This window comes from Pararhizobium polonicum, assembly GCF_001687365.1.
Lineage (GTDB): Bacteria > Pseudomonadota > Alphaproteobacteria > Rhizobiales > Rhizobiaceae > Pararhizobium > Pararhizobium polonicum.
Genome location: NZ_LGLV01000004.1, coordinates 728556 through 754878 on the forward strand (window position 1 = coordinate 728556; position 26323 = coordinate 754878).

Here is a 26323-nt window from a genome sequence, read left to right on the forward strand (position 1 = left end):
CGGTCTTATGACCGGTCAAGCTCCGGATAATACCGAAAGATCCCCTGTTCGTTGAAGGCAAGGCGGCGTTCCGAGGCAAGATAGGCCTCGATTCGCGGCAATTCACGAACCTGGGCGTTGAGCGCAACAAGAAGCGGATAGTCCGGCTCTGCCGCAGTCATCGCGCGTGGGAAAGCATAGTGCAGACCTTCGACCAGATGAAACAGCGACAGATCGACATAGGTGAGCGTATCGCCGAGGGCATGGACCTGCCCTTGCGGCTTCTTCACCAGCTGTTTTTCGAAGTAGCCAAGGAATTTCGGCAGCCGTTCATCAAGAAAATTTTCGGTGCGCCGCAGCGCTTCGTCCTTTTGGTCTTCGTAATAGAGCGACACGCCGATCGGATGATGGGTATCGTGGATTTCGGCGACGAAATCGGTGATGCAGAGCTGCAGCCCATGCGCCGTTATCCGACCGGCTTCATCCTCGGGCGCGAGACCGAGCCGATTTCCAAGGTAAAGCAGAATATTGGCGGCGTGGGAGATGACGAGCTCTCCGTCTTTCAGGAAGGGCGGGGCGAGCGGAGCGATGCCTTCCGTCCTGTTCTTCATCATCGCCATCATGCGGGCCATACCGCCATCATTGCGGGCGACATCGATGTAATCGGCGCCGGCCTGTTCCAATGCCAGACGGACGAACTCCCCCCGGCCGGGGATGCCATCCCAGTAATAGAGTTCATAGGTCATCGGCGCTCCTCCTGAAGGCGAGGCCTCAATGGTGTGCCATGCGCATGGCCAATGAAAATGGCCGAAAGCATCGCTGCCTCCGGCCTAGATATATTGCGGATCGCCGGTTCGACCAGTCGCCGATTGCGACGATCACTCGATGTCGAAGAAATCCTTCATGCGGGAAAAGAAGCCCGCCGATTCCGGATTGTTTTCCTTCGACGACAGTTCCTCGAATTCCTTGAGAAGTTCGCGCTGGCGCTTGGTGAGCTTCTGCGGCGTCTCGATACCGATCTGGATATAGAGATCGCCGACCTGGCTGGAGCGCAGCACCGGCATGCCCTTGCCCTTGAGGCGGAACTGCTTGCCGGCCTGCGTGCCTTCCGGCACTGAAACACGGGACTTGGTGCCGTCGAGCGTCGCCACATCGAACTTGCCGCCGAGCGCTGCCGTCGTCATCGAGATCGGTACGCTGCAATAGAGATCGGCGCCGTCGCGCTGATAGAACTCATGCGGCTTGACCGACAGGAAGATATAGAGATCGCCCGACGGCCCGCCGCGCAGGCCCGCCTCGCCCTCACCCGACAGGCGGATGCGCGTGCCGTCTTCAATACCGGCCGGGATGTTGACCGAGAGCGAACGCTCTTCGGTGATGCGGCCGTGGCCGTGGCACTTCACGCAGGGGTCGGCAATGGTCTGGCCGCGGCCGTGGCAGGTCGGGCAGGTGCGCTCGATCGAGAAGAAGCCCTGGGCTGCGCGCACACGGCCGGACCCCTGACAGGTGGCGCAGGTGGTCGGCTTGGTGCCGGGCTTGGCGCCCGAGCCGGTGCAGACGTCGCAGGTGATCGAGGTCGGCACGCGGATCTGCGCGGTCTTGCCGGCATAGGCCTCTTCCAGCGAGATTTCCATGTTGTAGCGCAGATCGGCGCCGCGCTCGCGGCCACCGGACGACCGCCGCTGCCGGCCACCGCCCATCATCTCGCCAAAGATGTCTTCGAAGATATCGGAGAAGCCGCCAGCCCCGCCGCCCATGCCGGCACCGCCGCCACCCATGCCGCCCTGCTCGAAGGCCGCATGGCCATAGCGGTCATAGGCTGCCCGCTTCTGCGGATCCTTGAGCATCTCATAGGCCAGGCTGATCTCTTTGAAAGTCTTTTCCGCTTCCGCGTCGCCGGGATTCTTGTCCGGGTGATACTTCATCGCCAGTTTGCGGAAAGCGCTCTTGAGCTCCTTCTCGTCCGCTGTTTTCGCAACGCCGAGCGTTTCGTAAAGATCACGTTTCATGCTTGCAGATTGTCCTGTTGAATAGGCGCGTCAAAACCGGCTGCCCGGCGGTCGCCAAATTTCCTTGCAACAGGATTTAGTAAACCTTCAAGCGCGATACCATAGGCAATACACTATCTCGGCCGCTTTTTGTCAGAAAAGCACAGATTCAGGCGGCCGAACCTTCGGTCTGCGCCTTATGGGAGCGCCGGTCCCAGCCGAAAAGCCGGTTGATCCAGTCGCTGACCGGCTTTTCGAAGTATCGATCGGAAGCGATCGCCACCAGAACCGTCGCAATCATCGGCACGATCATGAATTGATAGAAGCTGACAATGCCAAGCGGGGCAATACCATGCCGCCAGACGACGGCGAGAAGGACGGTCTCCACCACCGGATGCCAGAGATAGATGCCGAACGAGACGCGCCCGGCCGGCGAAAGCACTGCCAGGAAGCGGGCACCGTCGGGATTGTTGCGCTCGACCACGGCGGCCGCGAACATTGCGAGCGCCAGCAACCCGACCAGAAGATAGGACGGCCACAGCATCAGCATGCCGGCCAGCGCCAGGGCAAAAAGCCCCCAGGCCAGGGCATGCGAACGCAGCTGCAGCTTGCTTTCGCGTGCCAGCATCATGACGACCCCGCCGATGGCAAAGTCGGCAAAGGCCCGGTAGGCACCCCACGTATCCGCCTTCAGCCAGCTGTCGAACGGGATGGCGCCAGCCTTGGTCGCCACTTCCAGCAGGACGACGCTGGCGAGGGCCAGCAATGCCAGCCCCTTAACGCCCGCGCGGCGAATGACGAAAATATAGACCGGCAGCAGCAGATAGCAGAACCATTCGGCCGACAGCGACCAGGACACATAGTTGAAGCTCAGCTCCGCCGTTGTTCCCCAGGCCTGCAGCAACAGGATATTCTGCGGCAGGATGCCGAAATCGTAGCGCTCTGGCACCGTCGATGCGACAAGACCGAAATGCAGCGCGACGCCGACGGCAATGAAAAACGCCAGCGTCACCAGATACAGCGGATAGAAGCGCGCAAGACGCCGGACGATAAAGGATTTGTAGCTCGCCCAGTCCTTCAGCTTGTCGCCATAGCGCAGGAGGATCAGGAAGCCGGAGATCATGAAGAACATGTCCATCAGCGGCAGCAGCCGCTCGAGCACATGGCTGACGTCGTATTGAAGCGGGTCACCCGAGCCGAACCGCAGGAAATGATAGGCCATCACCAGAATGGCCGCCAGAAGCCGCCAGGATTCGAAGATTCTGAAATGCATCCCGCAATCTCCGCTGGCGTTTCATGGCCGGGTGACGTCAGCGCGCTTTCGCCGACACGCCCAGCAGGACCATATACTCATCATGCGAATCATCCGTTAAGCCGAGCGGCAACTTTGAAGGGATCACCGAAAACGCAAAAAGCCCAGAGCGTCGCGGCCCTGGGCTTTTTCGATTGATCCGTCGACGACGGTTTATGCGGACTTCTTGCGATCGTCCTCGTCGTTGACTTCTTCGTAGTCGGCATCGACGATATCGCCGTCGCGTGCGGCATCGGCCTGCGCGTCAGCATGGGCAGCGTCCGTCTGCTGCGATTCGTACATCGCCTGACCCAGCTTCATCGAGGCTTCAAGAAGCGTCTGGGTCTTGGTCTTGATGTCTTCAGCATCCGGCTCGGAGGCTTCGACGGCGCTCTTCAGGCTAGCGATCGCATCGGAGATCGCGGTGCGCTCGGCTTCCGTGACCTTGTCACCGAACTCCTTCAGCGACTTCTCCGAGGAGTGAATCAGGCTTTCGGCCTGGTTCTTGGCTTCGACACCTTCACGGCGCTTCTTGTCGGCTTCGGCATTGGCCTCGGCGTCCTTGACCATCTTCTCGATATCCGCGTCGGACAGACCGCCCGATGCCTGGATCCGGATCTGATGTTCCTTGCCGGTGCCCTTGTCCTTGGCCGAAACCTGCACGATGCCGTTGGCGTCGATATCGAAGGTGACTTCGATCTGCGGAACGCCGCGCGGTGCCGGCGGAATGCCGACCAGGTCGAATTGGCCGAGCAGCTTGTTGTCCTGGGCCATTTCGCGCTCGCCCTGCGACACGCGGATGGTCACGGCATTCTGGCTGTCTTCGGCCGTCGAGAAGGTCTGGCTCTTCTTCGTCGGGATCGTCGTGTTGCGTTCGATCAGGCGGGTGAAGACGCCACCGAGCGTTTCGATGCCGAGCGACAGAGGGGTCACGTCGAGGAGCAGAACGTCCTTGACGTCGCCCTGCAGAACGCCGGCCTGGATGGCGGCGCCCATGGCGACCACTTCATCCGGGTTGACGCCCTTGTGCGGCTCCTTGCCGAACAGCTGCTTGACGACTTCCTGCACCTTCGGCATGCGGCTCATGCCGCCGACCAGAACGACTTCGTCGATCTCGGCTGCGGTGACGCCGGCATCCTTGAGGGCTGCCTTGCACGGCGCAACGGTGCGCTGAACGAGATCGTCGACCAGGCTTTCGAACTTGGCGCGCGACAGCTTCATCGTCAGGTGCTTCGGGCCGGTCGCATCCGCCGTGATGAACGGCAGGTTGATTTCGGTCTGCTGCGAGGACGACAGCTCGATCTTGGCCTTTTCGGCAGCTTCCTTGAGGCGTTGCAGGGCAAGCTTGTCGCTCTTCAGGTCGATGCCCTGGTCCTTCTTGAATTCGGCTGCGAGGTATTCGACCAGACGCATGTCGAAGTCTTCACCACCGAGGAAGGTGTCGCCATTGGTCGACTTCACTTCGAAGACGCCGTCGCCGATTTCGAGAACCGAGATATCGAAGGTACCGCCACCCAAGTCGTAAACGGCGATGGTCTTGCCGTCCTTCTTGTCGAGGCCGTAGGCCAAGGCAGCTGCCGTCGGCTCGTTGATGATGCGCAGGACTTCGAGACCGGCGATGCGGCCAGCGTCCTTGGTTGCCTGACGCTGGGCGTCGTTGAAATAGGCGGGAACGGTGATGACGGCCTGCGTGACCTTTTCACCGAGATAGGATTCGGCGGTTTCCTTCATCTTCTGAAGGATCATGGCGGAGATCTGCGACGGGGAATAGCCCTGGCCATGGGCTTCGACCCAGGCATCGCCATTGTCGCCCTTGACGATCTTGTAGGGAACGAGGGCCTTGTCCTTTTCGACGAACTTGTCGTCGTAGCGGCGGCCGATCAGGCGCTTCACGGCAAACAGCGTGTTTTCCGGATTGGTGACAGCCTGACGCTTGGCCGGCTGGCCGGTCAGGCGCTCGCCGTCGTCGTTGAATGCAACGATCGACGGGGTCGTGCGTGCACCTTCAGCATTTTCGATGACCTTCGCGTCCTTGCCGTCCATGACGGAGACGCAGGAGTTGGTCGTTCCCAAGTCGATACCGATTACTTTAGCCATGTCGTTCTCTCCTTGCAGCGGACTGTCAGAACCCGGTCAGGCATTCATGGGACAGTCCCTAACGGGATGGTCAGTGGAATATTCGCGGCGATAGCCGTGGTGATGGGGCGTATATAAGGAGCAGCGTTTCCGACTGCAAGGCATCTTGAACGGCGAAAACACGCAAAAACAAAGCGGCGCGGAGCAAATAAGCGGAAAGATCGGCCTGTTTCAACGGCAGACATTTTCCGCTCAGTCCATTTTCGGAGGCGACGCTCTTTGACCTCCAGCACTTCTTTCCTGTACCGCCGAAGGTAAGAACGAAACAAGGGCTGGTCAACCGCCCGTCAAAATATCGAACAGCGTGGTTCGCCGCGTCGTCCCCGTGGTTTCGCCGACATTGGCCGGTGGCGTCAGCCCCGAATTCGCGGCTTCCGCCGGCTGTTCCAGACCTTGCTGGCCCGCCACCTGGCCGTTGGCCACCGGCGCCTGCGGATATTGGTCTACCGCCTCGTTGCCGAACGTGCCGGAAACAACGCCGCCGTCCGCCTCCGGCGCCGTCATATTGTCATCGAACGTCGGCTGGATGCCTGTGGTGCCAAAGATCGGCGACGGCGGCAGGCCTTCGTGCGCGGCCGTCATATAGTCGTGCCAGGCCTTGGCCGGGAGACCGCCGCCGGTGACCTTCTTCATCGACTTGCCGTCATCGTTGCCGAACCAGACACCGGTCGTCAAGTTGCTGGTGAAGCCGACGAACAGCGCGTCGCGGAAGGATTGCGTCGTGCCGGACTTGCCCGCCGCCTGCCATCCCTTCAGCCGGGCAGCCTTGCCGGTGCCGTGCTCGACGACGCCGACCATCATCTGGTTCATCTCGCTGACGACGGCCGGGTCGAGCACGCGCGGCGGATTGTCGTAGGTATTTTCATACAGAACCGTACCGTCCGCCGTCGAAATCCGCCGGATGATGTGCGGCGTCGCCTTGAAGCCGCCATTCATGAACGGTGCATAGGCCGACGTCAGCTCGACGAGGCTCACCTCCGACGTGCCGAGCGCGATCGAGGCATTGGCCTGCATTTCCGATTCGATGCCGAGCCGGTGCGCCAGCTTGATGACATTCTGCGGCCCGACTTCCATGACCAACTGGGCAGCGATGGTGTTCAGCGAATTGGCAAGGGCTGTGGCAAGCGACACTTCACCGCGATATTTCTTTTCGTAATTTTCCGGCGTCCAATTGCCGATCCGGACCGGCGCGTCGTTCCTGATGGACATCGGCGTTCGGCCGATCTCCATAGCGGCGGCATAGACGAAGGGTTTGAAAGCGGATCCCGGCTGGCGCTTGGCTTTCACCGCGCGATCGAACTGGCTGTCGGCATAATCCCGTCCGCCGACCAGCGCGCGAATGGCGCCGGTGCCGTCGATCGAGACAAGGGCAGCCTGGCTGACGTCCAATTTCTCGCCGGATTCGGCAAGGCTGGCGGCAAGCGTGTGCTCGGCTTTCTTTTCGAGATCGAGATCGAGCGTCGTATCGACAATCAGGTCCTGGTTGATCTCGCCGACCATGCCCGGCAGCTGGTCCATGACCATATCGGCCGCGTAATATTGAGCCCCGGACCAGAAGCTCTTGGCCTTGGTCGGCGGCTGCGACATCGCCGTCTTGATCTCGCTGTCGGTGATGAAACCTTCCTCGCGCATGGTGCCGAGCACGACCTGGGCGCGCTCTTCGGCAGCCTTCGGATCGCGCGCCGGAGACAGGCGTGACGGCGCCTTCAGGAGGCCGGCGAGCAAAGCCGCTTCGCCAAGGTTCACATCACGCGCCGATTTGTTGAAATAGCGCCGCGACGCCGCTTCGACGCCATAGGCGTTCGATCCGAAGAACACCCGGTTCAGATACATCGCCAGAATCTGGTCCTTGGTGTATTTCTGCTCCAGCCAGATGGCGAGCAGCACTTCCTGCACCTTGCGCTCAAGCGTGCGCTCCGGCGAGAGAAACAGGTTCTTGGCGAGCTGCTGGGTCAAGGTCGAGCCGCCCTGCACCATGCGCCCGGTGGTGATATTGGTCAGCATCGCACGCGCCAGACCAAGCGGATCGACGCCGAAATGCGAATAGAAGCGCCGGTCCTCGATGGCAATGACGGCCTGCGGAATATAGGGCGACATGTTTTCCAGCGACAGCGCCTCACCGCCGGTGGCACCGCGATTGGCAATGATATCACCGCTGACGGCCATGATCTTGACGTTTGGCGGCCGGTCCGGAATGGCCCAGCTGGTCGCGCTCGGCATGCGCGCACCGTAATAAAGCACCAGCCCGCCGATACCGATGGCGCCCCAGATACCGAGAACGACGCACCAATAGACCAGCGACCGGATCAGGCCCGTCAGGCCACCACCGCCACGCGAACCGCCGCGGCCGGAGCCCTTCCCCGAACGGATTTTCTTCGCCGCGGGTCTGGCACCGCCGGATTTCTTGGTCCCGCCGCCGAAGCGCTCGCCCGCATCCGCCCGCAAATCGCCGTCATCACGTTCGCCTCCCCCCTCGAAGGAAGGCTCTATCTTCTGCCGTGATGAACGATGTCCTGCCATGTCGGGATGGGGGTACTCCGGAGGGACGTTTCGAAAGCGCAAACGGACAACTCTGTGCCGCAACGCCGATTTCGCAGTGCGATGAAGTGTAAATGCGGCGATTTAAGGGGGCGTTAAAGACGGGAGCTGCCGCGCGTGCCCTTTGGGGGGGCCTTAACGTGGTGTGTCCAGGATTGCAATTCCATACACGACGATCCCAAGCGATCTGCATCCAAAAGCGACACACGAGCGGCGCGAATGCGCACCGGCGAGAGCCGTTTCGGGTCAGAAAAACTGCTGAAGGCCGGCGGATGGAACAAGATAAAATCCAACGAATTCAGTTCATTCCGGAAAACAAAAATAATAAAACTTGACTGTGCAGCCGCCGTAACCTATCTGAGTTTTGGTCGATATTTGTTAGATGACTTTGGTTTTTGCGACTTAGCGCGCAATCGGACGAACTTTCCTTCAGATTCGAACAAAAGCTTTTCCGTAACGTTTGCGGAATGGTTCAACATAATTTGCTAGAGAAAGGGATCGTTATGGCCACTGGCACAGTAAAATGGTTTAATTCCACAAAGGGCTTCGGCTTCATTCAGCCTGACGACGGCAGCCAGGACGTATTCGTACACGTTTCTGCTGTTGAGCGCGCTGGCATGCGTGGCCTCAATGACGGCCAGAAGATCAGCTTCGAGCTCGTCAAGGACCGCAAGTCCGGCAAGATGTCTGCTGACAACCTGCAGGCTGCCTAATACCAAATCTGGCGCGATAATCCGCGCCGGAGAAATGCGCTTCCGCGGTTGACCACGGATGTACTGGCAGGAGTGTCGAAGCGCGTTGTGAAAGGTCGGGTTTTCCCGGCCTTTTTGTTTTTTCGGGCTTGTTCGCTCTGCCCCCGATGTCCGGCTGCGTCGCTTTTGTTGAGATAAGGCGCCCTACATCTTCAAATCGCCCCATCGATATTGAACTCTCTGCGCTCGAACAACGCGGGAGCAATGCGCATGAAAATGATCCTCACTTCATTTCTGACCGCCGCAGCCCTGACCGGCTCCTGCCTTGCCGCATTGGCGCAGGATCAGGCCTATGTCGACGACCGCTCCGATGGTGCGGCGCTGATCCGCTCGCTCTATAACGCCATCAATCGCCAGGAATATGCGCGCGCCTACAGCTATTTCGGCGAGGAGAAGCCGCCGGGCGACTACCGGTCCTTTGTCGAGGGCTACGCCAAGACCGTGGACGTTCAGGTCATCACCGGCACGGTGACGACGGAAGGCGCGGCAGGCAGCCTCTATGCGCCGGTGCCGGTCGCGGTCAAATCGACAGAAAAGGGCGGCAAGGAGCATGTCTTTGCCGGCTGCTACATCACCCGTATCGTCAACGCCGCCATTCAGGAGCCGCCGTTCACGCCCCTGCACATCGAGAGCGCCGAGCTGGAAGAGGTCAAGGGGCCGTTGGAAAAGGCACTTCCGAAGGTTTGCCATTCACCGTCGTGAACATGGACTATCCTGCGCCGTTCCTCTTGCCGGCCTCGAACTTGCGCCCCGCAAGAAACTGCGAGCGTTCGAAAATCACGACGACCGCAAGCGCGATCAGGAACGGCACGATCAGGTAGAACAGGCGGAAGATGGCAAGTGCCGCCAGAACGGCGGCCGGATCCATTTCCGGCAGGGCCGCGATGAAAACCAGCTCCAGCACACCGAGCCCGCCCGGCGCATGCGACAGGAGCGCTGCCGAAAACGAGGCAAGGAAGACCCCGAGGATGACCATGTAGCCGGGATTGCCGGCCTCCGGCAGGGCGAAATAGATGATCGCCGCCGCCGCGATCAGTTCGACTGGCGCGATGAACAGCTGCCGTAAGGCCAGCGACGGCTTTGGATATTCAAGCCGAAACCAGCGGGTCTGCAGCGGCCGGAAACCCACAAGGCTGCCGACGACATAAAGCGCGATCAGCGCCAGAATGATCAGCCCGGTGGAGATGGATGCGCCGATCGGCAGGAAGGTGGCGAAACGGGCGGTGATTTCCGGCTCGACCAAAAGCACGATCGCCGACAGCGTCAGCGTTCCCAGAAAAAAGGTGAAGGAGCAGAAGGCGACGAGAATGCCGGTTTCCGCAGCCGAAAGCCCCTTGGATCCATAGGCACGATAGCGCACGACGGCACCGGAAAACACCGACGCGCCGACCGTGTGCGACAGGGCATAGGCCGTGAAGGAGCAGACGGTGATGAACCAGAGCGATATCCTGCGCCCGAGGTGCTCAAGCGCCAGATGATCATAGGCCGCCAGTGCCGCATAGGCTGCCAGCGTCGCGCAGCCGGCGAGAATCCAGCCCTTCAGCGGTACGGCTTTCAGGCTCTCCAGGAAATCGTCGGCCGAAAGGCCGTGCAGCTCATGATAGAGGCCGTAAAGCGAAAACAGAATCGCAGCCAGCCCAATGACCGGCCATGCAAATTTGCGGACCGTTCTCATGAGGTAATCATTCTCAAAGTCTGTAGCTGGCAAAACGTCATCTTATCGATGAGACCACCCCCGACCTGTCCGGTCAAGGGTGCTAACCGTTAACCCTCGCCCTCAAGCGGCAAGCGCGTCGAGAATCCGGATCCAGGAACGGATACCCTTGTGGAAGGACTGCAGCTCGTATTTCTCGTTCGGCGAATGGATGCGGTCGTCCGACAGGCCGAAACCGACCAGCAGCGATTCCATGCCGAGCATCTTCTGGAAATCCCCGACGATCGGGATCGAACCGCCCATGCCGATGACGACGGCCGGCTTCGGCCATTCGTCTGACAGGGCCGATTTCGCGGTGTTGAGCAAAGACGAATCATAGGGCAGCTGGATCGCCGGCGAACCGCCGTGCTTGTGGAACTCGACCGAGCAATCCGCCGGAATTTTCGAGGTCACATAGGCCCGGAAGGCCGCGCGGATCTTGTCGGGGTCCTGTGCGCCGACCAGGCGGAACGATACCTTGGCGGAAGCCTGCGCGGCGATCACCGTCTTGAAGCCTTCGCCGGTATAGCCGCCCCAGATGCCGTTCACTTCGGCCGTCGGGCGGGCCCAGACCAATTCCAGCACCGAGCGGCCCTTTTCGCCTGAGGGAATGGACAGGCCGATTTCGCCGAGGAACGTCTCGGCGGTCTGGCCGAGCGTTTCCCAGGCGGCCTTGATCTGCGTCGGCGTTTCCTCGACGCCATCGTAAAAGCCGTCGAGCGTGACGCGACCGGTCTCGTCGTGAAGGCCGGCAAGAATCTTGGTCAGGATATGAATGGGATTGGCGGCGGCACCGCCGAACATGCCGGAATGCAGGTCGCGGTCGGCCGCGCTGACGACGATCTCTTCGCCGACAAGGCCGCGCAGACCCGCGGAAATTGCCGGCGTATCGCGATCCCACATGCTGGTATCGCAGACGAGCGCATAGTCGGCTTTCAGTTCGGCGGCATTGGCTTCCAGAAACGGCTTCAGCGACGGCGAACCGGATTCCTCTTCGCCTTCGAACAGGATGGTCACTTCGCAGGGCAGAGCGCCGTTGATCTCCTTATAGGCGCGGCAGGCTTCGACGAAGGTCATCAACTGGCCCTTGTCATCGGCCGTTCCGCGCCCGGTGATCACCTTTCGGCCGCCGTCCAGTTCCTTGATCGACGGCTCGAAGGGGGCCGTGTCCCAGAGATTGAGCGGATCGACCGGCTGGACGTCGTAATGGCCGTAAAACAGCACATGCGGCGCACCCGCCTTGGCGGCCGCGTGGTGGGCGACCACCATCGGATGACCGGGCGTGTCGCGCACCGAGGCTTCAAACCCCAGGCTCGTCAATTCGGCAACCAGCCATTCCGCCGCCTTGCGGCATTCTGCCTTGTAGGCCGGATCGGTCGAGATCGACTGAATGCGCACCAGATCGAAAAGCCTGTCGAGGCTGCCTGGAAGATTTTCGTCTGCGCGGGTAAGAATGCTGGCCGTCTCTGTCATATCCGAATCCTTGCGTTGTGGAGCGGAACCTAGACAAAGATCGCGGCGGCTTTAAGCGAAATATTTTGATCGATCGATGATGACCGGCGCAAGCCGTCAGCTGCGCGCGCCGTTGGCAATCGCCTTGCGCATATATTCGAGCAGCAAGGCGCGCTCGAAATGGCGGAAACCGGACAGCAGCGACTGATCGGCGGCCAGCGCTGCCTGCTTCGCCTCCTCTTCCATCTCCCGTGCCTTGGCGGTCAGGAAGATCTGCTGGGCGCGCTTGTCGGTCGGGTGTTTTTTTCGCAGGATCAGTCCGTCACGCTCCATCCGGGCCAGAGTGTTGGCCATCGTCGCCTGCTCGATATCGAGACGGTCGATCAGCTGCTTCTGGGTCAGCGCCTCCTCGCTCCATAATTCCAGCAGCACCGGAAACTGACCGGGTGCGAAGCCGAGCTTGTGGCCTCTCTCCTGCAGCGCGCGGGAGAAGCTTTTCGCCAGGAGGCTAGCCAGGTATGTCGCAGAATCCATACGGTCGAAGGCCATGGTTATGGGTACCTCTCGCCAAGCTGGAATACAAGTTAGATTGCAGGCGCCGGCCCCCCGCACAGCCGCGTTTCAGGCGCGAGTGATGCCTGAAAACACACAAACAAAAACCGCCATGGCGGAGGCGGGGCCACGGCGGTTTTTGTTAGAAGTTGGACAAAGGCCCGGAGAGGGGGGGATAGGCCTTTGTCCTTACATCTGGCTTCGGCGGGGGACAGGCCTGTAACCAGATGACGGCGTGTTCAGGTGCCGTTGGTTATCATTTGTGGTCGCAAATGTGGCTTTTCAAGGGAGGCATCTCCCGCGGCCGCATTACAAATTGGTAACATTCCCGTGAGGGCCCTCAGTTTCTATTTGGTACAAAAATGAACCCGTGCCGGAATGAAATATGGACGCCCATCGCGGCCCGCGCTATCCCTTGTCGCCATGAAAAAAGGTGATCATCTCTTCCTCGTCGACGGCTCCGGATTCATTTTCCGGGCGTTCCACGCCATCCCGCCGCTCAACCGGAAATCGGATGGCCTGCCGGTCAATGCCGTCTCCGGTTTCTGCAACATGTTGTGGAAGCTTTTGACCGACGCGCGCGACACGTCCGTCGGGGTGACGCCGACCCATTTCGCGGTTATTTTCGACTATTCCTCGAAGACCTTCCGCAATGAACTCTACGACCAGTACAAGGCGAACCGCACGGCACCGCCGGAAGACCTGATCCCGCAATTCGGGCTGATCCGCCACGCGACCCGCGCCTTCAACCTGCCCTGTATCGAAAAGGAAGGTTTCGAGGCCGACGACCTGATCGCCACCTATGCGCGGATGGCCGAGGCGGAGGGCGCAGATGTGACGATCATCTCCTCCGACAAGGACCTGATGCAACTCGTCACAGCCAATGTGTCGATGTACGACAGCATGAAGGACAAGCAGATCTCGATCCCGGAAGTGATCGAGAAATGGGGCGTACCGCCGGAAAAGATGATCGACCTGCAGGCGATGACCGGCGACAGCACCGACAACGTCCCCGGCATTCCCGGCATCGGCCCGAAGACGGCGGCGCAACTCCTGGAGGAATTCGGCGATCTCGACACGCTGCTGGCCCGGGCCGGCGAGATCAAGCAGCAGAAACGCCGCGAAAACATCATCGCCAATACCGAGCTTGCCCGCCTTTCGCGCCAGCTGGTGACGCTGAAGACCGATACGCCGATCGACGTGCCGCTTGATGATTTCGAGCTGCATGCGCAGGACGGGCCGAAGCTCGTGGCATTTCTGAAGACAATGGAATTCACCACGCTGACCCGCCGCGTCGCCGCTGCGACCGAGACCGACGCGGATGCCGTAGATGCCGCCTTCGTTCCCGTCGAATGGGGTGCGCAGGCGCATGGCCCGGATCTCGACAAGGGCACGCCGTCCTCGCCACAGTCCGCGGCTTCATCGGCAAACTCGGCGATCTCTGCCGACGCCACGGACGCCGCGGCCTCTCCCGCCGGCGCTCAGGACGGTGATATATCCGTCGCGACACCCCAGATCCTGGCACAGTCCCGCGCTGGAATCTTTGCCACCGCCAAGATCGATCGCAGCGCCTATGTGGCGATCCGCGATCTTGCCATGCTCGATGACTGGATCGCCGCGGCACGCGAGACCGGACTTGTCGCTTTCGATACGGAAACGACCTCTCTCGACGCGATGCAGGCCGAACTCGTCGGCTTCTCGCTGGCGATCGCCGACAACAGCAAGAATCCTTCCGGCACCGATATCCGCGCGGCCTATGTGCCGCTGATCCATAAGACCGGCGGCAACGACCTGTTCAGCGACGGGCTGAAGCTGGCGGAAAACCAGATCCCCGTTGCCGCAGCACTGGAGCGGCTGAAAGACCTGCTTGAGGATCCATCGGTTCTCAAGGTGGCGCAGAACCTCAAATACGACTACCTGGTGATGAAACGCCACGGCATCAGCATTGTCGGCTTCGACGATACGATGCTGATGTCCTATGTGGCCGATGCGGGTGCCGGCACCCACGGGATGGATGCGCTGTCGGAAAAATGGCTCGGCCATCAGCCGATCCCCTACAAGGACGTCGCCGGCAGCGGCAAGTCCTCCGTCACCTTCGATTATGTCGATATCGACAAGGCAACGGCCTATGCGGCCGAGGATGCCGACGTGACGCTGCGGCTGTGGCAGGTTTTGAAACCCCGCCTGGCGGCCAAGAACCTCAACACGGTTTACGAGCGCCTGGAGCGGCCGCTGGTGCCGGTTCTGGCGCGGATGGAGGAGCGCGGCATCACCATCGACCGGCAGATCCTGTCGCGGCTGTCGGGCGAGCTGGCGCAGGGCGCGGCCGGCTACGAGCATGAAATCTATGCACTGGTCGGCGAGAGCTTCAACATCGGCTCGCCAAAGCAGCTGGGCGACATCCTGTTCGGGCGGCTGGGGCTTCCCGGCGGCGCCAAGACCAAGACCGGCCAATGGTCGACCTCGGCCCAGGTGCTGGAAGATCTGGCTGCGGAAGGTCACGAACTGCCGCGCAAGATTGTCGACTGGCGGCAGCTGACCAAGCTCAAATCCACCTATACCGACGCACTGCCCGGCTTCGTGCATCCCGAAACCAAGCGTGTGCACACCTCCTATGCACTGGCCTCGACCACCACCGGCCGCCTCTCCTCGTCGGAACCGAACCTGCAGAACATTCCGGTGCGCACCGCCGAAGGCCGCAAGATCCGCACCGCCTTCATCTCGACGCCGGGGCACAAGCTGGTTTCGGCCGACTACAGCCAGATCGAGCTGCGCGTGCTTGCCCATGTCGCGGACATCCCGCAATTGAGGCAGGCCTTTTCCGACGGTATCGACATTCATGCGATGACGGCATCGGAGATGTTCGGTGTGCCGGTCGAAGGCATGCCGAGCGAAATCCGCCGCCGTGCGAAGGCGATCAACTTCGGCATCATCTACGGCATCTCGGCCTTCGGCCTTGCCAACCAGCTGTCGATCGAGCGTTCGGAAGCCGGCGACTACATCAAGAAATACTTCGAACGCTTCCCCGGCATCCGTGACTATATGGAAAGCACCAAGGCGTTCGCCCGCGAGAACGGCTATGTCGAGACCATCTTCGGCCGCCGGGCGCATTATCCGGATATCCGCTCGTCCAACCCCTCGCAGCGCGCCTTCAACGAGCGCGCGGCAATCAACGCCCCGATCCAGGGCTCGGCCGCCGATATCATCCGCCGGGCGATGGTCAAGATGGAGCCGGCGCTGGAACAGGCGGGGCTGTCCGAGCGCGCCCGGATGCTGCTGCAGGTGCATGACGAACTGATCTTCGAGGTCGAGGATGCCGATGTCGAGCGCACCATTGCGCTGGTCGTCTCGGTGATGGAGAATGCGGCCATGCCCGCGCTCGACATGAAGGTGCCGCTGAAGGTCGATGCCCGCGCCGCCCACAACTGGGACGAGGCGCACTGAGGGCTGAAAGCCGCGACGCGCATCGCGGCTTTCAGGCTGCATCATCAGATATACCATTCCGCCCGGAGCCGACCCGCATGTCCAAGCTGCAATTTCCCGTCTTCGATCTCGGCGCCTTTGAACAGGCGGATGACGCCGGAAAACGCACGCTGGGCAAACAGGTCGACGACATCTGCCGGTCCACCGGATTTCTGGCGATCCGCAATCACGGCGTTTCCCAGGCCGTCATCGATGCCGTCTGGAGCAAGGCCCAGGCATTCTTCGACCTGCCGCCCGAGGAAAAACAGAACGCCCGGGCACCCTACAAGGGCTATCCCTACGGCTATCTCGGTCCCGAACTGGAAGCACTGGCGAAATCGCGCGAGATCGACAGCCCGCCGGACCTGAAGGAAAGCTTCAATGGCGGACCGCTGAGACAGCCGGCATCCATCACCGATCCGGAAGCGCTGGCCTTCTGCTATGCGCCGACCATCTGGCCGGACAGGCCGGACGGTTTCGTCGAGGCCTGGAAAACCTATTACGCATCGCTCGAAGACCTTGCCGCCCGCATCATGCGGCTCTTCGCCGTGGCGCTCAACCTGCCTGAGACCTATTTCGAGGGCTTCATCGATGCCCCGATCAGCGCGCTGCGTGCGCTCAACTATCCCGAACAGAACGTGCCGCCGAAGCCCGGCCAGTTGCGGGCCGGCGCCCATACGGACTATGGCAGCCTGACGATCCTTTTGCCGCAGGAAGGCTCGAAGGGACTGGAGATCATCACGCCGGACGGACAATGGACGCCGGTACCGCCCGTTCCCGGCGCCTTCGTCATCAATATCGGCGACCTGATGGCGCGCTGGACCAACGATCGCTGGGTTTCGACCCTGCACCGCGTCGTCAATCCATCGCCACAGGACGGCGGCATGGCGCGGCGGCAGTCACTTGCCTTTTTTCATCAGCCCAACTGGAATGCGGAAATCAACGTACTCGATGCCTGCCTGGGCGAAGGCGAAACGGTTCAATACGGGCCGGTGCTGTCTGGTCCCTATCTGATGAGCAAGTTCAAGTCGACCGCTGCCTGAGCCAAGAGGTGCGATGCAAGAATCCCTCATCGCGCGGCTTGTTTGACGCATCAATCTTGCATTTTTATCCGTCAATCCTCTTCCCGGACCACCGATCTCTCAGAATGAGAGAAACCGCGTCTCTACACCAATGAAGCGGTTGTGACAGCCGATACACCGCTGTACCGGGCTGCAGCGGCTGGACGATACGAAACCCTTCTCCTCCCGCAGCAGATCTTTTGGGAGGAAATCATGGCTTATCAGACTTTCATTCTCGTCCTGTCCTGTGACGACAAGCCCGGCATCGTCGCCGCCGTGACCACGGAACTGGCCGCCGCCGGTGCCAATATCGCCGAAAGCAATCAGTTCCGCGACGCCCAGACCAACCGCTTCTTCATGCGCATCGCCTTTCAGGCGCCGGATACCGTTTCGCGGGATGATCTCGAACGCGCCCTCAAGGCTCCCATTGACCGCTTCGGCATGACGATCAGCATTGCCGACGGCGGCCGCAAACCCCGCATCCTCATCCTCGTCTCGAAATTCGATCATGCGCTTCTGCACCTGATCTACCAGATCCGGGCCGGCTGGCTGAACGCCGAGGTCGTGGCGATCGTTTCCAACCACAATGACAGCCGGCGCACGGCCGATCTGGAGGGCATTGCCTATCATCACTGGCCCGTGAGCAGGGAAAACAAGGCGGAGACGGAGGAAAAACTGCTGCAACTCGTGCAGGAGACCGGCACCGATCTGGTGATCCTCGCGCGGTACATGCAGGTCTTTTCCGACACTCTGTCAAAGAGGCTTTACGGCAAGGCGATCAATATCCATCACTCGTTCCTGCCCAGCTTCAAGGGCGCCAAGCCCTATCATCAGGCCTATGAGCGCGGCGTGAAGCTGATCGGGGCGACCGCCCACTATGTCACGCCGGACCTCGACGAAGGCCCGATCATCGAACAGGAAACCGAGCGCGTGACCCATGCCATGAGCGCCGAGGACTTCATCGCGGCCGGGCGCGATATCGAAAGCCGGGTGCTGGCGCGCGCCGTCAAGATGCACGTGGAAAGCCGTGTCATGCTCAACGGCCACAAGACCGTGGTCTTCCGCTAGATGTGGAGTACCGTCAGGAAGCGGGCGAGGCGTCGACGATGTCCGCCGACGGGCGAAAACTGCCGAACAGCCGCTTCAGCCCTTCCTTGCCTTCGGCGACCAGGTCGAAGCGGCGGCCGAACAACAGCCAGTCGCTGCAGAGCCCGCCCATCATCCACCACAGCGCCTTGGTCGCCGATTGCGGCGTCCAGTTGGCATTGAGATAGCCCTCGCTCCTTGCCTTGGCGAAGGCATTTTCAAGCAAGGCGACGTGCCTGTCATCGACCTCCTGCTGCTTTTCGAGAACCGGCAGGAGATCGTCGCTATAGGCGCAACGCAGCAGAATGGTAAAGATGCGCTGGCGATGCTCGTCCCCGGCCAGATCACCGAGCCAATCGCCCGTCGACTTCTCGATGTAACAGAGCACATCGGAATCCGGCGCTTCGATCTCGCGGGCGATCATATCTTCCAGCGGCATCGAAACGGAATTGTAGAGCTCCAGGAAAAGGTCGGTCTTGTTGGAAAAGTGCCAGTAGATGGCGCCGCGCGTCACGCCGGCGGCATTGGCCACATCCTCGAGCGTCGCGTTGGAGACGCCCTTTTCGTAAAACACCCGCTCCGCCGCGCTGATGATGCTATTGCGGGTCTCTTCCGCTTCCGCCTTGGTTCTGCGCATGGGTCTGCTCCTCAGGGGAAAGGGCCCGCCTAGCGGCGGGCCGCATCCATCATTCTGCCGGTGTGACGGCCGTGTCCGCGCCGATCGGCTTCAACGTCGTTCTTTTGAAGAGCTTCATGATGAAGACGAAGAACACCGGGACGAAGAAGATCGCCAGAACCGTTGCCGAGATCATGCCGCCCATCACGCCCGTACCGATGGCGCGCTGGCTGCCCGAGCTTGCGCCGGTGGCAATCGCCAGCGGCAGCACGCCCAGGGTGAAGGCCAAAGAGGTCATCAGGATCGGGCGGAAGCGCAGGTGCGCCGCCTCGATGGTGGCATCCAGCAACGGCTTTCCGGCCTCCATCTGCTCCTTGGCGAACTCGATGATCAGGATCGCGTTTTTCGCCGATAGCCCGATAATCGCGATCAGGCCGACCTTGAAGTACACGTCGTTCGGCATGTCGCGCAGCGTGACGGCCAGCACCGCGCCGATGACGCCGAGCGGCACCACCATCATCACCGAGACCGGAATGCTCCAGCTCTCGTAGAGTGCTGCAAGGCACAGGAAGATCAGCAGGCAGGACAGCGCCACGAGAAGCGGTGCCTGTGTGCCCGATGCGATTTCCTCACGTGACTGCCCTGTCCATTCATAGCCGAAGCCGGGCGGCAGCTGTCTGGTGAGGCGTTCCATTTCCGCGATCGCCTCGCCGGAGGAATAACCGGCATTCGCCTGGCCGCTGATACGGACAGAAGGATACCCGTTGTAGCCGATCGTCTGGGTGGGGCCGCTTTCCCACTCGATGCTGGCAAAGGCCGAGATCGGCACCATGCCACCATTGCTGTTGCGCACGTTGAGCTTCAGAAGATCGGCCGTCTGCATGCGCTTGTTCTCGTCCGCCTGCACCGTCACCCGCTGCAGACGTCCGGCATTCGGGAAGTCGTTGACGTAGGACGAGCCGAGATTGGTCGAGATCGTCGAGTTGATATCGGCAAACGCAACCCCGAACGTATTGGCCTTTTCACGGTCGATGATCAGATTGACCTGGGCTGCATCCGGCAGACCATCGACGCGAACGCCCGAGATGATCTGGCTTTGCGCGGCAAGGCCCAGAAGCTGATCACGCGCGGCCGCAAGCGCTGCTGCGCCCTGTCCGCCGCGATCCTGCAGGCGGAAGGCAAAGCCGTTGGTGGTACCGAGACCCTGGATCGGCGGCGGCGACAGCGCAAAGCTGATCGCATCCTTGATCTGGGACATGGCGCCCGATGCCCGGCCGGCGATGACGGCAGCGACATCATTGGGCCCGCGCTCCGACCAGTCCTTCAGCGTCACGAAGGCGAGGCCGGCATTCTGGCCGGTACCCGAGAACGAGAAGCCGCTGATGGCAATGATGCGCTCGACAGCGGGCTCCTTGCTGAAGATCGCTTCCGTCTGCTGGATAACCTCGGTGGTGCGGTTTCCGGTGGCTTCCGACGGAAGCTGCATGCTGACGATGACGAAGCCCTGGTCTTCATCCGGAAGGAAGGAAGACGGAAGCTGCATGAACAGATAGACCAGCCCGCCGAGCAGCAGGACATAGATCAGCATGAAGCGGCCCGTGCGCGTGACCATGCCGGCGACCCAGCCGCTATAGCCATGCGAAGCCTTGTCGAAGCCGCGGTTGAACAGCCCGAAGAAGCCGCGCTTGGTATGATGGTGGCCCTTGGGAACCTGCTTGAGGAAACTGGCGCAGAGCGCCGGTGTCAGTGTCAGGGCAAGCAAAGCCGAGAACAGGATGGAGACCACCATGGTCAGCGAGAACTGCTGGTAGATGACGCCGACGGCGCCGGGGAAGAAGGCCATGGGAATGAACACGGCAGACAGAACCAGCGTGATGCCGATCACCGCGCTGGTGATCTGTTTCATCGCCTTGCGCGTCGCTTCCTTCGGCGTCAGCCCTTCCTCGGACATGATACGCTCGACGTTTTCGACGACGATGATCGCATCGTCGACGAGAATACCGATGGCGAGCACCATCCCGAACATCGTCAGCACGTTGATCGAGAAACCCATGGCGAGCATGGCCGCGCAGGTGCCCATCAAGGCAACCGGCACGACGAGCGTCGGAATGATGGTGTAGCGGATGTTCTGCAGGAACAGGAACATCACCAGGAAGACGAGCGCCACAGCTTCGAGCAGCGTGTGCAGAACCTTTTCGATCGAGATCGCCACGAAGGGCGACGTGTCATAAGGCACGGCATATTCGACGCCCGGCGGGAAGAATGTCGCCAGCTCATCCATACGCGCCTTGATGGCCGTGGATGTGGCAAGCGCATTGCCGGTCGGCGTCAACTGCACGCCGATAGCCGCTGACGGCTTGCCGTTCAGGCGGGTCGAGAAGCTGTAATCCTGGCCGCCGATCTCGATCCGCGCGACATCGCGCAGACGCACGGCCGAACCATCCGGATTGGCACGCAGGACGATCGCCCCGAACTCTTCAGCCGAGGTGAGCTGGCCCTTGATCAGCACAGGGGCACTGATCTGCTGGGTGATCGGGTTCGGCTGGGCGCCGATGCTGCCCGAGGCGACCTGCGCGTTCTGCGCCGCGATCGCCGTATTGATGTCACCCGCCGTCAGGTTGAGACCGCGCATCTTGTCGGGATCGAGCCAGATGCGCATGGCGCGCTCTGTCGCAAACAGCTGCGCACGGCCGACGCCTTCGACGCGCTGGACTTCGTTCAGCACGTTGCGGCTGAGATAGTCACCGAGCGATACCGCATCCATGGAACCATCCGTGGATGTGAGCGCGATGATCATCAGGAAGCCGGAGCCCGCTTCTTCCACCTCGATGCCCTGCTGACGCACGGCATCGGGAAGGCGAGCCTCGACGCGGCGAACACGGTTCTGGACGTCGATCGAGGCATCGCCCGAATCTGTGCCCGGCGCGAAGGTCACATCGATCGTCACACGGCCGGCAGCGCTGGACGTGGATTCGAAATACTGCATGCCTTCGATGCCGTTCAGCTCATTTTCGATGAGCCGCGTGACACTCTGGTAGGTCTCTTCCGAGGATGCGCCGGGATAGCTCGTGTTGACGGAAATCTGCGGAGGCGCAACGTTCGGATACTGCGAAATCGGCAGCAGCGGCAACGCGATGATACCGGCGATCATGATGAAAAGAGCGACGACCCATGCAAAGATCGGCCGGTCGATAAAGAAACTGGGCATCGATCAGATCCTCACTTCGCCTGTTCGGCGGGCTTGGCGTCTTCAGCCGGTTTGGCAGCAGCGCCGTCGGTGGTCGTCTGGTCACCGGCCGCCTTATCGGCCGCTTCAGCCGGCTTGGCGTCTGTCGCAGGCTGGGCATCGGCCGGCTTCCAGTCGGCGGGAACGACCGGAGCACCCGGGCGAACCTTCTGGAAGCCTTCGACGATAATCTTTTCGCCGGCCTTCAGGCCATCGCGGATGATCCAACGGTCGCCCAGAACCTGGCCGGCGGAAACCGTCCGCAGTTCGGCCGTATTGTCGTCCTTGACGACATAGACCTGCGCATTGCCCGACGTATCGCGCTGCACGGCCTGTGTCGGCACCGCGATGGCGTCTTTTTCAATGCCCTGTTCGATCAGGACGCGGACATACATGCCGGGCAAGAGGTCGCCGTCCGGATTGGGGAACTCACCGCGCAGGGTAACCTGCCCGGTGGTTTCATCGACGGCCGCTTCCGAAAACAGCAGCTTGCCGGCATGCGGATAGGGACTGCCGTCATCCATGACCAGATTGACCTTGGCTTCGTTCTTGCCATCCGCCAGCGCTCCATCCTGCAGCGCCTTGCGCAGCCGGATAAGATCGGTCGCAGACTGGGTGAAGTCGGCGTAGACAGGATCGAGCTGCTGGATCGTCGCCAGATTTTCAGAGCCGTTGGCGCTGACAAGCGCGCCTTCGGTGATCAGCGCGCGTCCGATCCGGCCGCTGATCGGCGCCGTCACATTGGTGTATTGCAGATTGAGCTTGGCAGTGGCGAGACCCGCCTCGGCAATCGCCACGTCGGCATCGGCCTGCGCCAGCAGCGCGACGGCATCATCCAGATTCTGGCCGGTGGCCACATTGGCCTTGCGCAGCTGCTCCTGGCGATCCGCGGCCTGCTTGGCCTGGAGCTTGACAGCCTGCGCACGGCGCAAGGTGCCTTCGGCACTTTCGACCTGAACCTGGAAAGACGCAGGATCGATCCGGTAGAGCACGTCGCCGGCGTTGACATAGGAGCCCTGCTCGAACACACGCTCGATCACGATGCCGGTCGCGCGCGGACGCACCTCGGAAATGCGCGTCGCAGCAATTCGGCCCGGCAGATCGTTGGTGATCGGCAGCGATTCGGTCTTCGTGGTGATCACGGAAACCTGCGGCGGCGGGTAGGACGGAGCCGCCTGCTTCTCTCCATCCTCTTTCTGGCAGCCCGAAATAATCATCAAAGCAGCCACTGTCGCAGCCAGTATCGGTCGGTTCATCCGCATCTTTTGTTCCATACGCAAAGACCGGCCACACGGCTGATCGTCTTTTATCAAAGACATCAGTCACGGCCGGACGTTCATGAAAATCAATGTGATACGAAGACCTTACCGGGATAGTCCTGCCTGCGCATCAATTATACAAACAGATACGTATGTTAAAATCGGAGGTAGCGCAAGCCGATGATGCGCCGCACAATAAAACGTTACCGAACTGCAACGTTCATCATCATCCGGAGACAAATCCGGTTTTTGGATCAGCGCAGAACCCGGTCGTCGGCACCGAAACGGTGCATCCCGGCCTTGTCCGGCGTCGCATAGACAATGTCATCGACATCGTATTGATGCTCACCGAAGAGACGGACCGTCAGCAGGCCGGTGACCTCGGTTTCCAGGTAGAGGATCGTATCGGCACCCAGATGCTCGACATGGATGACCTTGCCCTTCCAGTCGCCGTTTTCGCGCGACAGGGTGATGTGCTCGGGGCGGATGCCGACGGTCTTGGCCTCGCCGTCGCTGAGCCTGCTGGCCTCGATGAAGTTCATCTGCGGCGAGCCGATGAAACCGGCGACGAAGGTATTGGCCGGCCTGTTGTAGAGTTCCATCGGCGAGCCGATCTGCTCGATCTGGCCGGCATTGAGCACGACGATCTTGTCGGCAAGCGTCATCGCCTCGACCTGATCATGCGTCACATAGATCATCGTCGCCTTCAGGCTGCGGTGCAGCCGGGCAATTTCAAGGCGCGTGTTGACGCGCAGCGCTGCATCGAGATTGGACAGCGGCTCGTCGAACAGGAACAGCTTCGGCTCGCGCACGATGGCGCGGCCGATGGCGACGCGCTGGCGCTGGCCGCCGGACAGTTCGGCCGGGCGGCGGGCGAGATAGGGTTCCAGCGACAGCATGCCGGAGGCTTTGGCAACCTTGGCATCGACCTCGGCCTTGGGTGCGCCCATCTGCTTCAGGCCAAGCCCCATATTGTCCTTCACCGTCAGGTGTGGATAGAGCGCATAGGACTGGAACACCATGGCGATGCCGCGCTTGGCCGGCGGGGTGTTGATGACCTCCTGCCCGTCGATCTGGACGCTGCCGGAGGTCGCATCCTCGAGCCCGGCGATGACGCGCAGAAGCGTGGACTTGCCGCAGCCGGAGGGGCCGACGAAAATGACGAACTCGCCGTCCTTCACCTCAAGGTCGATGCCCTTCAAGACCTCATGGGTACCGAAGGCCTTGCGGATGGATTTCAAATTCAGTGATCCCACGTGAGGCCCCTTGTTCGTTGTCGCATATGCCCTTCATTCTGCTGCCACGCAGCCGAACGGAACAGGCTTCGTTAGAGTTTGACCGGCTTGCCGGTCCGCACGCTCTCATCGGCCGCAAGGCAGATGCGCAGCGACTGGACGGCATCGTCCATATGCCGTTCGAGATCGATGTTTTCGGTAATGGCTTTCAGCACATAGGCCTGCTCGAGATCGCAGAGCTGCTGATGCCCCGGCTCGCCGTCCATCTTCAGGTCTTCGTCCTTATGGACGAATTTTCCATCTGCGCCGGTTTCTGCCTTGTGAATGCGAATGACGGCCGTCTTGGTATGCGTGTCGATGTCGTCGGACTTGGCATTCGGGTCCATGACGATCGAAACCGAGCCGTTCGGCGTCATCACATCCTTCACGAAGAAGGCGGTTTCCGAGATCATCGGCCCCCAGGCGGCTTCATACCAGCCGAGCGAGCCATCCTCATAGAGCACCTGCAGATGGCCGTAATTGTACATGTCGGCAGCAATTTCGTTCGACAGCCGCAGGCCCATGCCGCGCACTTCGACGGCTTTGGCATCGGTGATCTGGCACATGACATCGACATAATGCACGCCGCAATCGACGATCGGCGGTGTTGTCTGCATCAGCGACTTGTGGGTCGACCAGGTCGGACCGCTGGACTGCTGGTTGAGGTTCATGCGGAAGACATAGGGCCCGCCGAGCTTGCGCGCCTCGGCGATCAGCCGCACCCAGGACGGATGATGACGCAATATATAGCCGACGACGAGCTTCTTGCCCGCTTTCTTCGCAGCCGCCACCACCCGTTCGGCGTCGGCAACCGTCGTCGCCAATGGCTTTTCGACGAACACATCGCATCCGGCCTCGAACGCCATGACGGCATAATCGGCGTGGCTGTCGGAATAAGTGCAGATCGAGCAGAGATCGGGCTTCAGCTCCTGCAGCGCCGCCGTGAAATCCGGATGGATCGTGTAGCCCTGAAGCTCGGGCGCGAGATCGGCCTTCGAGCGATTGACAAGGCCGACGATCTCGAAGCCGGGATTGTTGTGATAGGCGAGCGCATGGCTGCGGCCCATATTGCCGAGACCGGCGACGAGAACGCGGATGGGTTTGCTCACTTGACTGCTCCTGCGGTAATGCCGCGGATCAGCTGCCGCGAGAAGATCACGTAAAGAATGAGAACCGGGAAGATCGCCAGCGACAAGGCGGCGAGAACCGCGTTCCAGTTGGTGACGAACTGGCCGATGAACACCTGAGAGCCGAGCGTCACCGTCTTGGTGGCTTCGCCCGGTGCCAGGATCAGCGGGAACCAGAGATCGTTCCAGATCGGGATCATCGTGAAGACCGCGACCGTCGCCATGGCGGAACGGACCAGCGGCAGCACGAGGCGGAAGAAGATCGCATATTCCGACAGGCCGTCGATGCGGCCGGCATTCTTCAGGTCATCCGACACCGTGCGCATGAATTCCGACAGGATGAAAATAGCGAGTGGCAACCCCTGCGCGGTATAGACGAGGATCAGCGCCGTCAGCGTATTGACCAGACCGGCGGCGACCATGCCCTGCAGGATGGCGACCGTGCCGAGCCGGATCGGGATCATGATGCCAATGGCCAGATAAAGCCCCATCAGCGTATTGCCCTTGAAGCGGTATTCCGACAGCGCGAAGGCCGCCATTGCACCGAACAGAAGCACGAAGAAGATCGAGACGACGGTGACGATCAGGCTATTCTGGAAATAGCCGACGAAATCCCCCTGTTTCAGCACGGTCGCATAGCCGACCAGACTGAATGTCTCGGCCGTCGGCGGCGCCAAAGGCGTGCGGAAGATCGCATTCTTGTCCTTGAACGAGTTCAGGATCGTCAGGACGACGGGAAACAGCGCGATGACGGTATAACCGGCCAGCGCCAGGTGCACGAAGCTGGAACGCAGCGGCGACATGCGGGCTTTGGACATGGATCCGTCTCCC

General features: G+C 61.1%; 19 protein-coding genes. 5 read left to right on the top strand and 14 right to left on the bottom strand.

What is annotated here, in order from left to right:
• Positions 1-5 precede the first annotated feature (5 nt).
• The 5 genes from ADU59_RS05295 to ADU59_RS05315 form a co-directional block, all read right to left on the bottom strand.
• Positions 6-725 (bottom strand): glutathione S-transferase, encoded by a 720-nt coding sequence (locus ADU59_RS05295; RefSeq protein ID WP_068952329.1) that lies wholly within the window; start codon positions 723-725, stop codon positions 6-8.
• Between the two features lie 132 nt (positions 726-857).
• Positions 858-1988, bottom strand: a complete 1131-nt coding sequence (dnaJ, locus tag ADU59_RS05300) for a molecular chaperone DnaJ (RefSeq protein ID WP_068952331.1) — start codon at positions 1986-1988, stop codon at positions 858-860.
• Between the two features lie 148 nt (positions 1989-2136).
• The gene (locus ADU59_RS05305; RefSeq protein WP_068952333.1) at positions 2137-3240 is read right to left on the bottom strand and encodes an acyltransferase family protein; all 1104 of its coding nucleotides are present in this window, start codon (positions 3238-3240) and stop codon (positions 2137-2139) included.
• A 192-nt stretch (positions 3241-3432) separates the two neighbouring features.
• Positions 3433-5355 (bottom strand): molecular chaperone DnaK, encoded by a 1923-nt coding sequence (gene dnaK, locus ADU59_RS05310; protein WP_068952335.1) that lies wholly within the window; start codon positions 5353-5355, stop codon positions 3433-3435.
• Between the two features lie 315 nt (positions 5356-5670).
• Complete coding sequence (locus ADU59_RS05315) at positions 5671-7914, bottom strand: transglycosylase domain-containing protein (protein WP_068952337.1); 2244 nt, start codon at positions 7912-7914, stop codon at positions 5671-5673.
• 521 nt (positions 7915-8435) lie between these two features.
• Here ADU59_RS05315 and ADU59_RS05320 point away from each other — a divergent pair.
• Both ADU59_RS05320 and ADU59_RS05325 read left to right on the top strand, forming a co-directional pair.
• Positions 8436-8645: a cold-shock protein gene (locus ADU59_RS05320; RefSeq protein ID WP_056338617.1), complete on the top strand. Its 210-nt coding sequence runs from the start codon at positions 8436-8438 to the stop codon at positions 8643-8645.
• Between the two features lie 249 nt (positions 8646-8894).
• On the top strand, positions 8895-9386 hold the full coding sequence (locus ADU59_RS05325) for a hypothetical protein (protein ID WP_068952339.1): 492 nt from the start codon (positions 8895-8897) through the stop codon (positions 9384-9386).
• Positions 9387-9393: 7 nt separating this feature from the next.
• On the opposite strand, the gene ADU59_RS05330 is transcribed toward ADU59_RS05325, so the two are convergent.
• From ADU59_RS05330 to ADU59_RS05340, 3 genes are all read right to left on the bottom strand, one after another.
• Positions 9394-10359, bottom strand: coding sequence for a lysylphosphatidylglycerol synthase domain-containing protein (locus ADU59_RS05330; RefSeq protein ID WP_068952341.1), 966 nt, complete (start codon positions 10357-10359; stop codon positions 9394-9396).
• Positions 10360-10461: 102 nt separating this feature from the next.
• Complete coding sequence (locus ADU59_RS05335) at positions 10462-11850, bottom strand: dipeptidase (RefSeq protein WP_068952343.1); 1389 nt, start codon at positions 11848-11850, stop codon at positions 10462-10464.
• A gap of 96 nt (positions 11851-11946) precedes the next feature.
• Entirely contained in the window at positions 11947-12378 is a 432-nt protein-coding gene (locus tag ADU59_RS05340; RefSeq protein ID WP_068952346.1) for a MarR family winged helix-turn-helix transcriptional regulator, read from the bottom strand.
• 426 nt (positions 12379-12804) lie between these two features.
• Between ADU59_RS05340 and polA the strand changes: the two genes are divergently transcribed.
• From polA to purU, 3 genes are all read left to right on the top strand, one after another.
• Positions 12805-15825, top strand: a complete 3021-nt coding sequence (polA, locus tag ADU59_RS05345; RefSeq protein WP_068952348.1) for a DNA polymerase I — start codon at positions 12805-12807, stop codon at positions 15823-15825.
• Positions 15826-15902: 77 nt separating this feature from the next.
• Positions 15903-16886 carry an isopenicillin N synthase family dioxygenase gene (locus tag ADU59_RS05350; RefSeq protein WP_068952351.1) on the top strand — a complete coding sequence of 328 codons (984 nt, stop codon included), beginning with the start codon at positions 15903-15905 and terminating at the stop codon, positions 16884-16886.
• Positions 16887-17117: 231 nt separating this feature from the next.
• Positions 17118-17972 (top strand): formyltetrahydrofolate deformylase, encoded by an 855-nt coding sequence (purU, locus tag ADU59_RS05355; protein ID WP_068952353.1) that lies wholly within the window; start codon positions 17118-17120, stop codon positions 17970-17972.
• Positions 17973-17985: 13 nt separating this feature from the next.
• Here purU and ADU59_RS05360 read toward each other — a convergent pair whose 3' ends face one another.
• The 6 genes from ADU59_RS05360 to ADU59_RS05385 form a co-directional block, all read right to left on the bottom strand.
• On the bottom strand, positions 17986-18627 hold the full coding sequence (locus tag ADU59_RS05360) for a TetR family transcriptional regulator (protein ID WP_068952355.1): 642 nt from the start codon (positions 18625-18627) through the stop codon (positions 17986-17988).
• 49 nt (positions 18628-18676) lie between these two features.
• Complete coding sequence (locus ADU59_RS05365) at positions 18677-21814, bottom strand: efflux RND transporter permease subunit (protein ID WP_068952357.1); 3138 nt, start codon at positions 21812-21814, stop codon at positions 18677-18679.
• Between the two features lie 11 nt (positions 21815-21825).
• Positions 21826-23094: an efflux RND transporter periplasmic adaptor subunit gene (locus tag ADU59_RS05370; RefSeq protein WP_483414157.1), complete on the bottom strand. Its 1269-nt coding sequence runs from the start codon at positions 23092-23094 to the stop codon at positions 21826-21828.
• 251 nt (positions 23095-23345) lie between these two features.
• Positions 23346-24347 (bottom strand): ABC transporter ATP-binding protein, encoded by a 1002-nt coding sequence (locus ADU59_RS05375; RefSeq protein WP_068952361.1) that lies wholly within the window; start codon positions 24345-24347, stop codon positions 23346-23348.
• Positions 24348-24418: 71 nt separating this feature from the next.
• Positions 24419-25474, bottom strand: a complete 1056-nt coding sequence (locus ADU59_RS05380; RefSeq protein WP_274534641.1) for a Gfo/Idh/MocA family protein — start codon at positions 25472-25474, stop codon at positions 24419-24421.
• Complete coding sequence (locus tag ADU59_RS05385) at positions 25471-26310, bottom strand: carbohydrate ABC transporter permease (RefSeq protein WP_068952363.1); 840 nt, start codon at positions 26308-26310, stop codon at positions 25471-25473. The genes ADU59_RS05380 and ADU59_RS05385 overlap by 4 nt, the downstream gene beginning before the upstream one ends.
• Positions 26311-26323: the final 13 nt, after the last annotated feature.

Coding starts and splice junctions, on each gene's coding strand:
- ADU59_RS05330 (WP_068952341.1), bottom strand. CDS start 10,359: ATGAGAACGGTCCGCAAATTTGCATGGCCGGTCATTGGGCTGGCTGCG.
- dnaK (WP_068952335.1), bottom strand. CDS start 5,355: ATGGCTAAAGTAATCGGTATCGACTTGGGAACGACCAACTCCTGCGTC.
- purU (WP_068952353.1), top strand. CDS start 17,118: ATGGCTTATCAGACTTTCATTCTCGTCCTGTCCTGTGACGACAAGCCC.
- ADU59_RS05335 (WP_068952343.1), bottom strand. CDS start 11,850: ATGACAGAGACGGCCAGCATTCTTACCCGCGCAGACGAAAATCTTCCA.
- ADU59_RS05295 (WP_068952329.1), bottom strand. CDS start 725: ATGACCTATGAACTCTATTACTGGGATGGCATCCCCGGCCGGGGGGAG.
- dnaJ (WP_068952331.1), bottom strand. CDS start 1,988: ATGAAACGTGATCTTTACGAAACGCTCGGCGTTGCGAAAACAGCGGAC.
- polA (WP_068952348.1), top strand. CDS start 12,805: ATGAAAAAAGGTGATCATCTCTTCCTCGTCGACGGCTCCGGATTCATT.
- ADU59_RS05325 (WP_068952339.1), top strand. CDS start 8,895: ATGAAAATGATCCTCACTTCATTTCTGACCGCCGCAGCCCTGACCGGC.
- ADU59_RS05370 (WP_483414157.1), bottom strand. CDS start 23,094: ATGCGGATGAACCGACCGATACTGGCTGCGACAGTGGCTGCTTTGATG.
- ADU59_RS05340 (WP_068952346.1), bottom strand. CDS start 12,378: ATGGCCTTCGACCGTATGGATTCTGCGACATACCTGGCTAGCCTCCTG.
- ADU59_RS05305 (WP_068952333.1), bottom strand. CDS start 3,240: ATGCATTTCAGAATCTTCGAATCCTGGCGGCTTCTGGCGGCCATTCTG.
- ADU59_RS05360 (WP_068952355.1), bottom strand. CDS start 18,627: ATGCGCAGAACCAAGGCGGAAGCGGAAGAGACCCGCAATAGCATCATC.
- ADU59_RS05365 (WP_068952357.1), bottom strand. CDS start 21,814: ATGCCCAGTTTCTTTATCGACCGGCCGATCTTTGCATGGGTCGTCGCT.
- ADU59_RS05385 (WP_068952363.1), bottom strand. CDS start 26,310: ATGTCCAAAGCCCGCATGTCGCCGCTGCGTTCCAGCTTCGTGCACCTG.
- ADU59_RS05350 (WP_068952351.1), top strand. CDS start 15,903: ATGTCCAAGCTGCAATTTCCCGTCTTCGATCTCGGCGCCTTTGAACAG.
- ADU59_RS05315 (WP_068952337.1), bottom strand. CDS start 7,914: ATGGCAGGACATCGTTCATCACGGCAGAAGATAGAGCCTTCCTTCGAG.
- ADU59_RS05320 (WP_056338617.1), top strand. CDS start 8,436: ATGGCCACTGGCACAGTAAAATGGTTTAATTCCACAAAGGGCTTCGGC.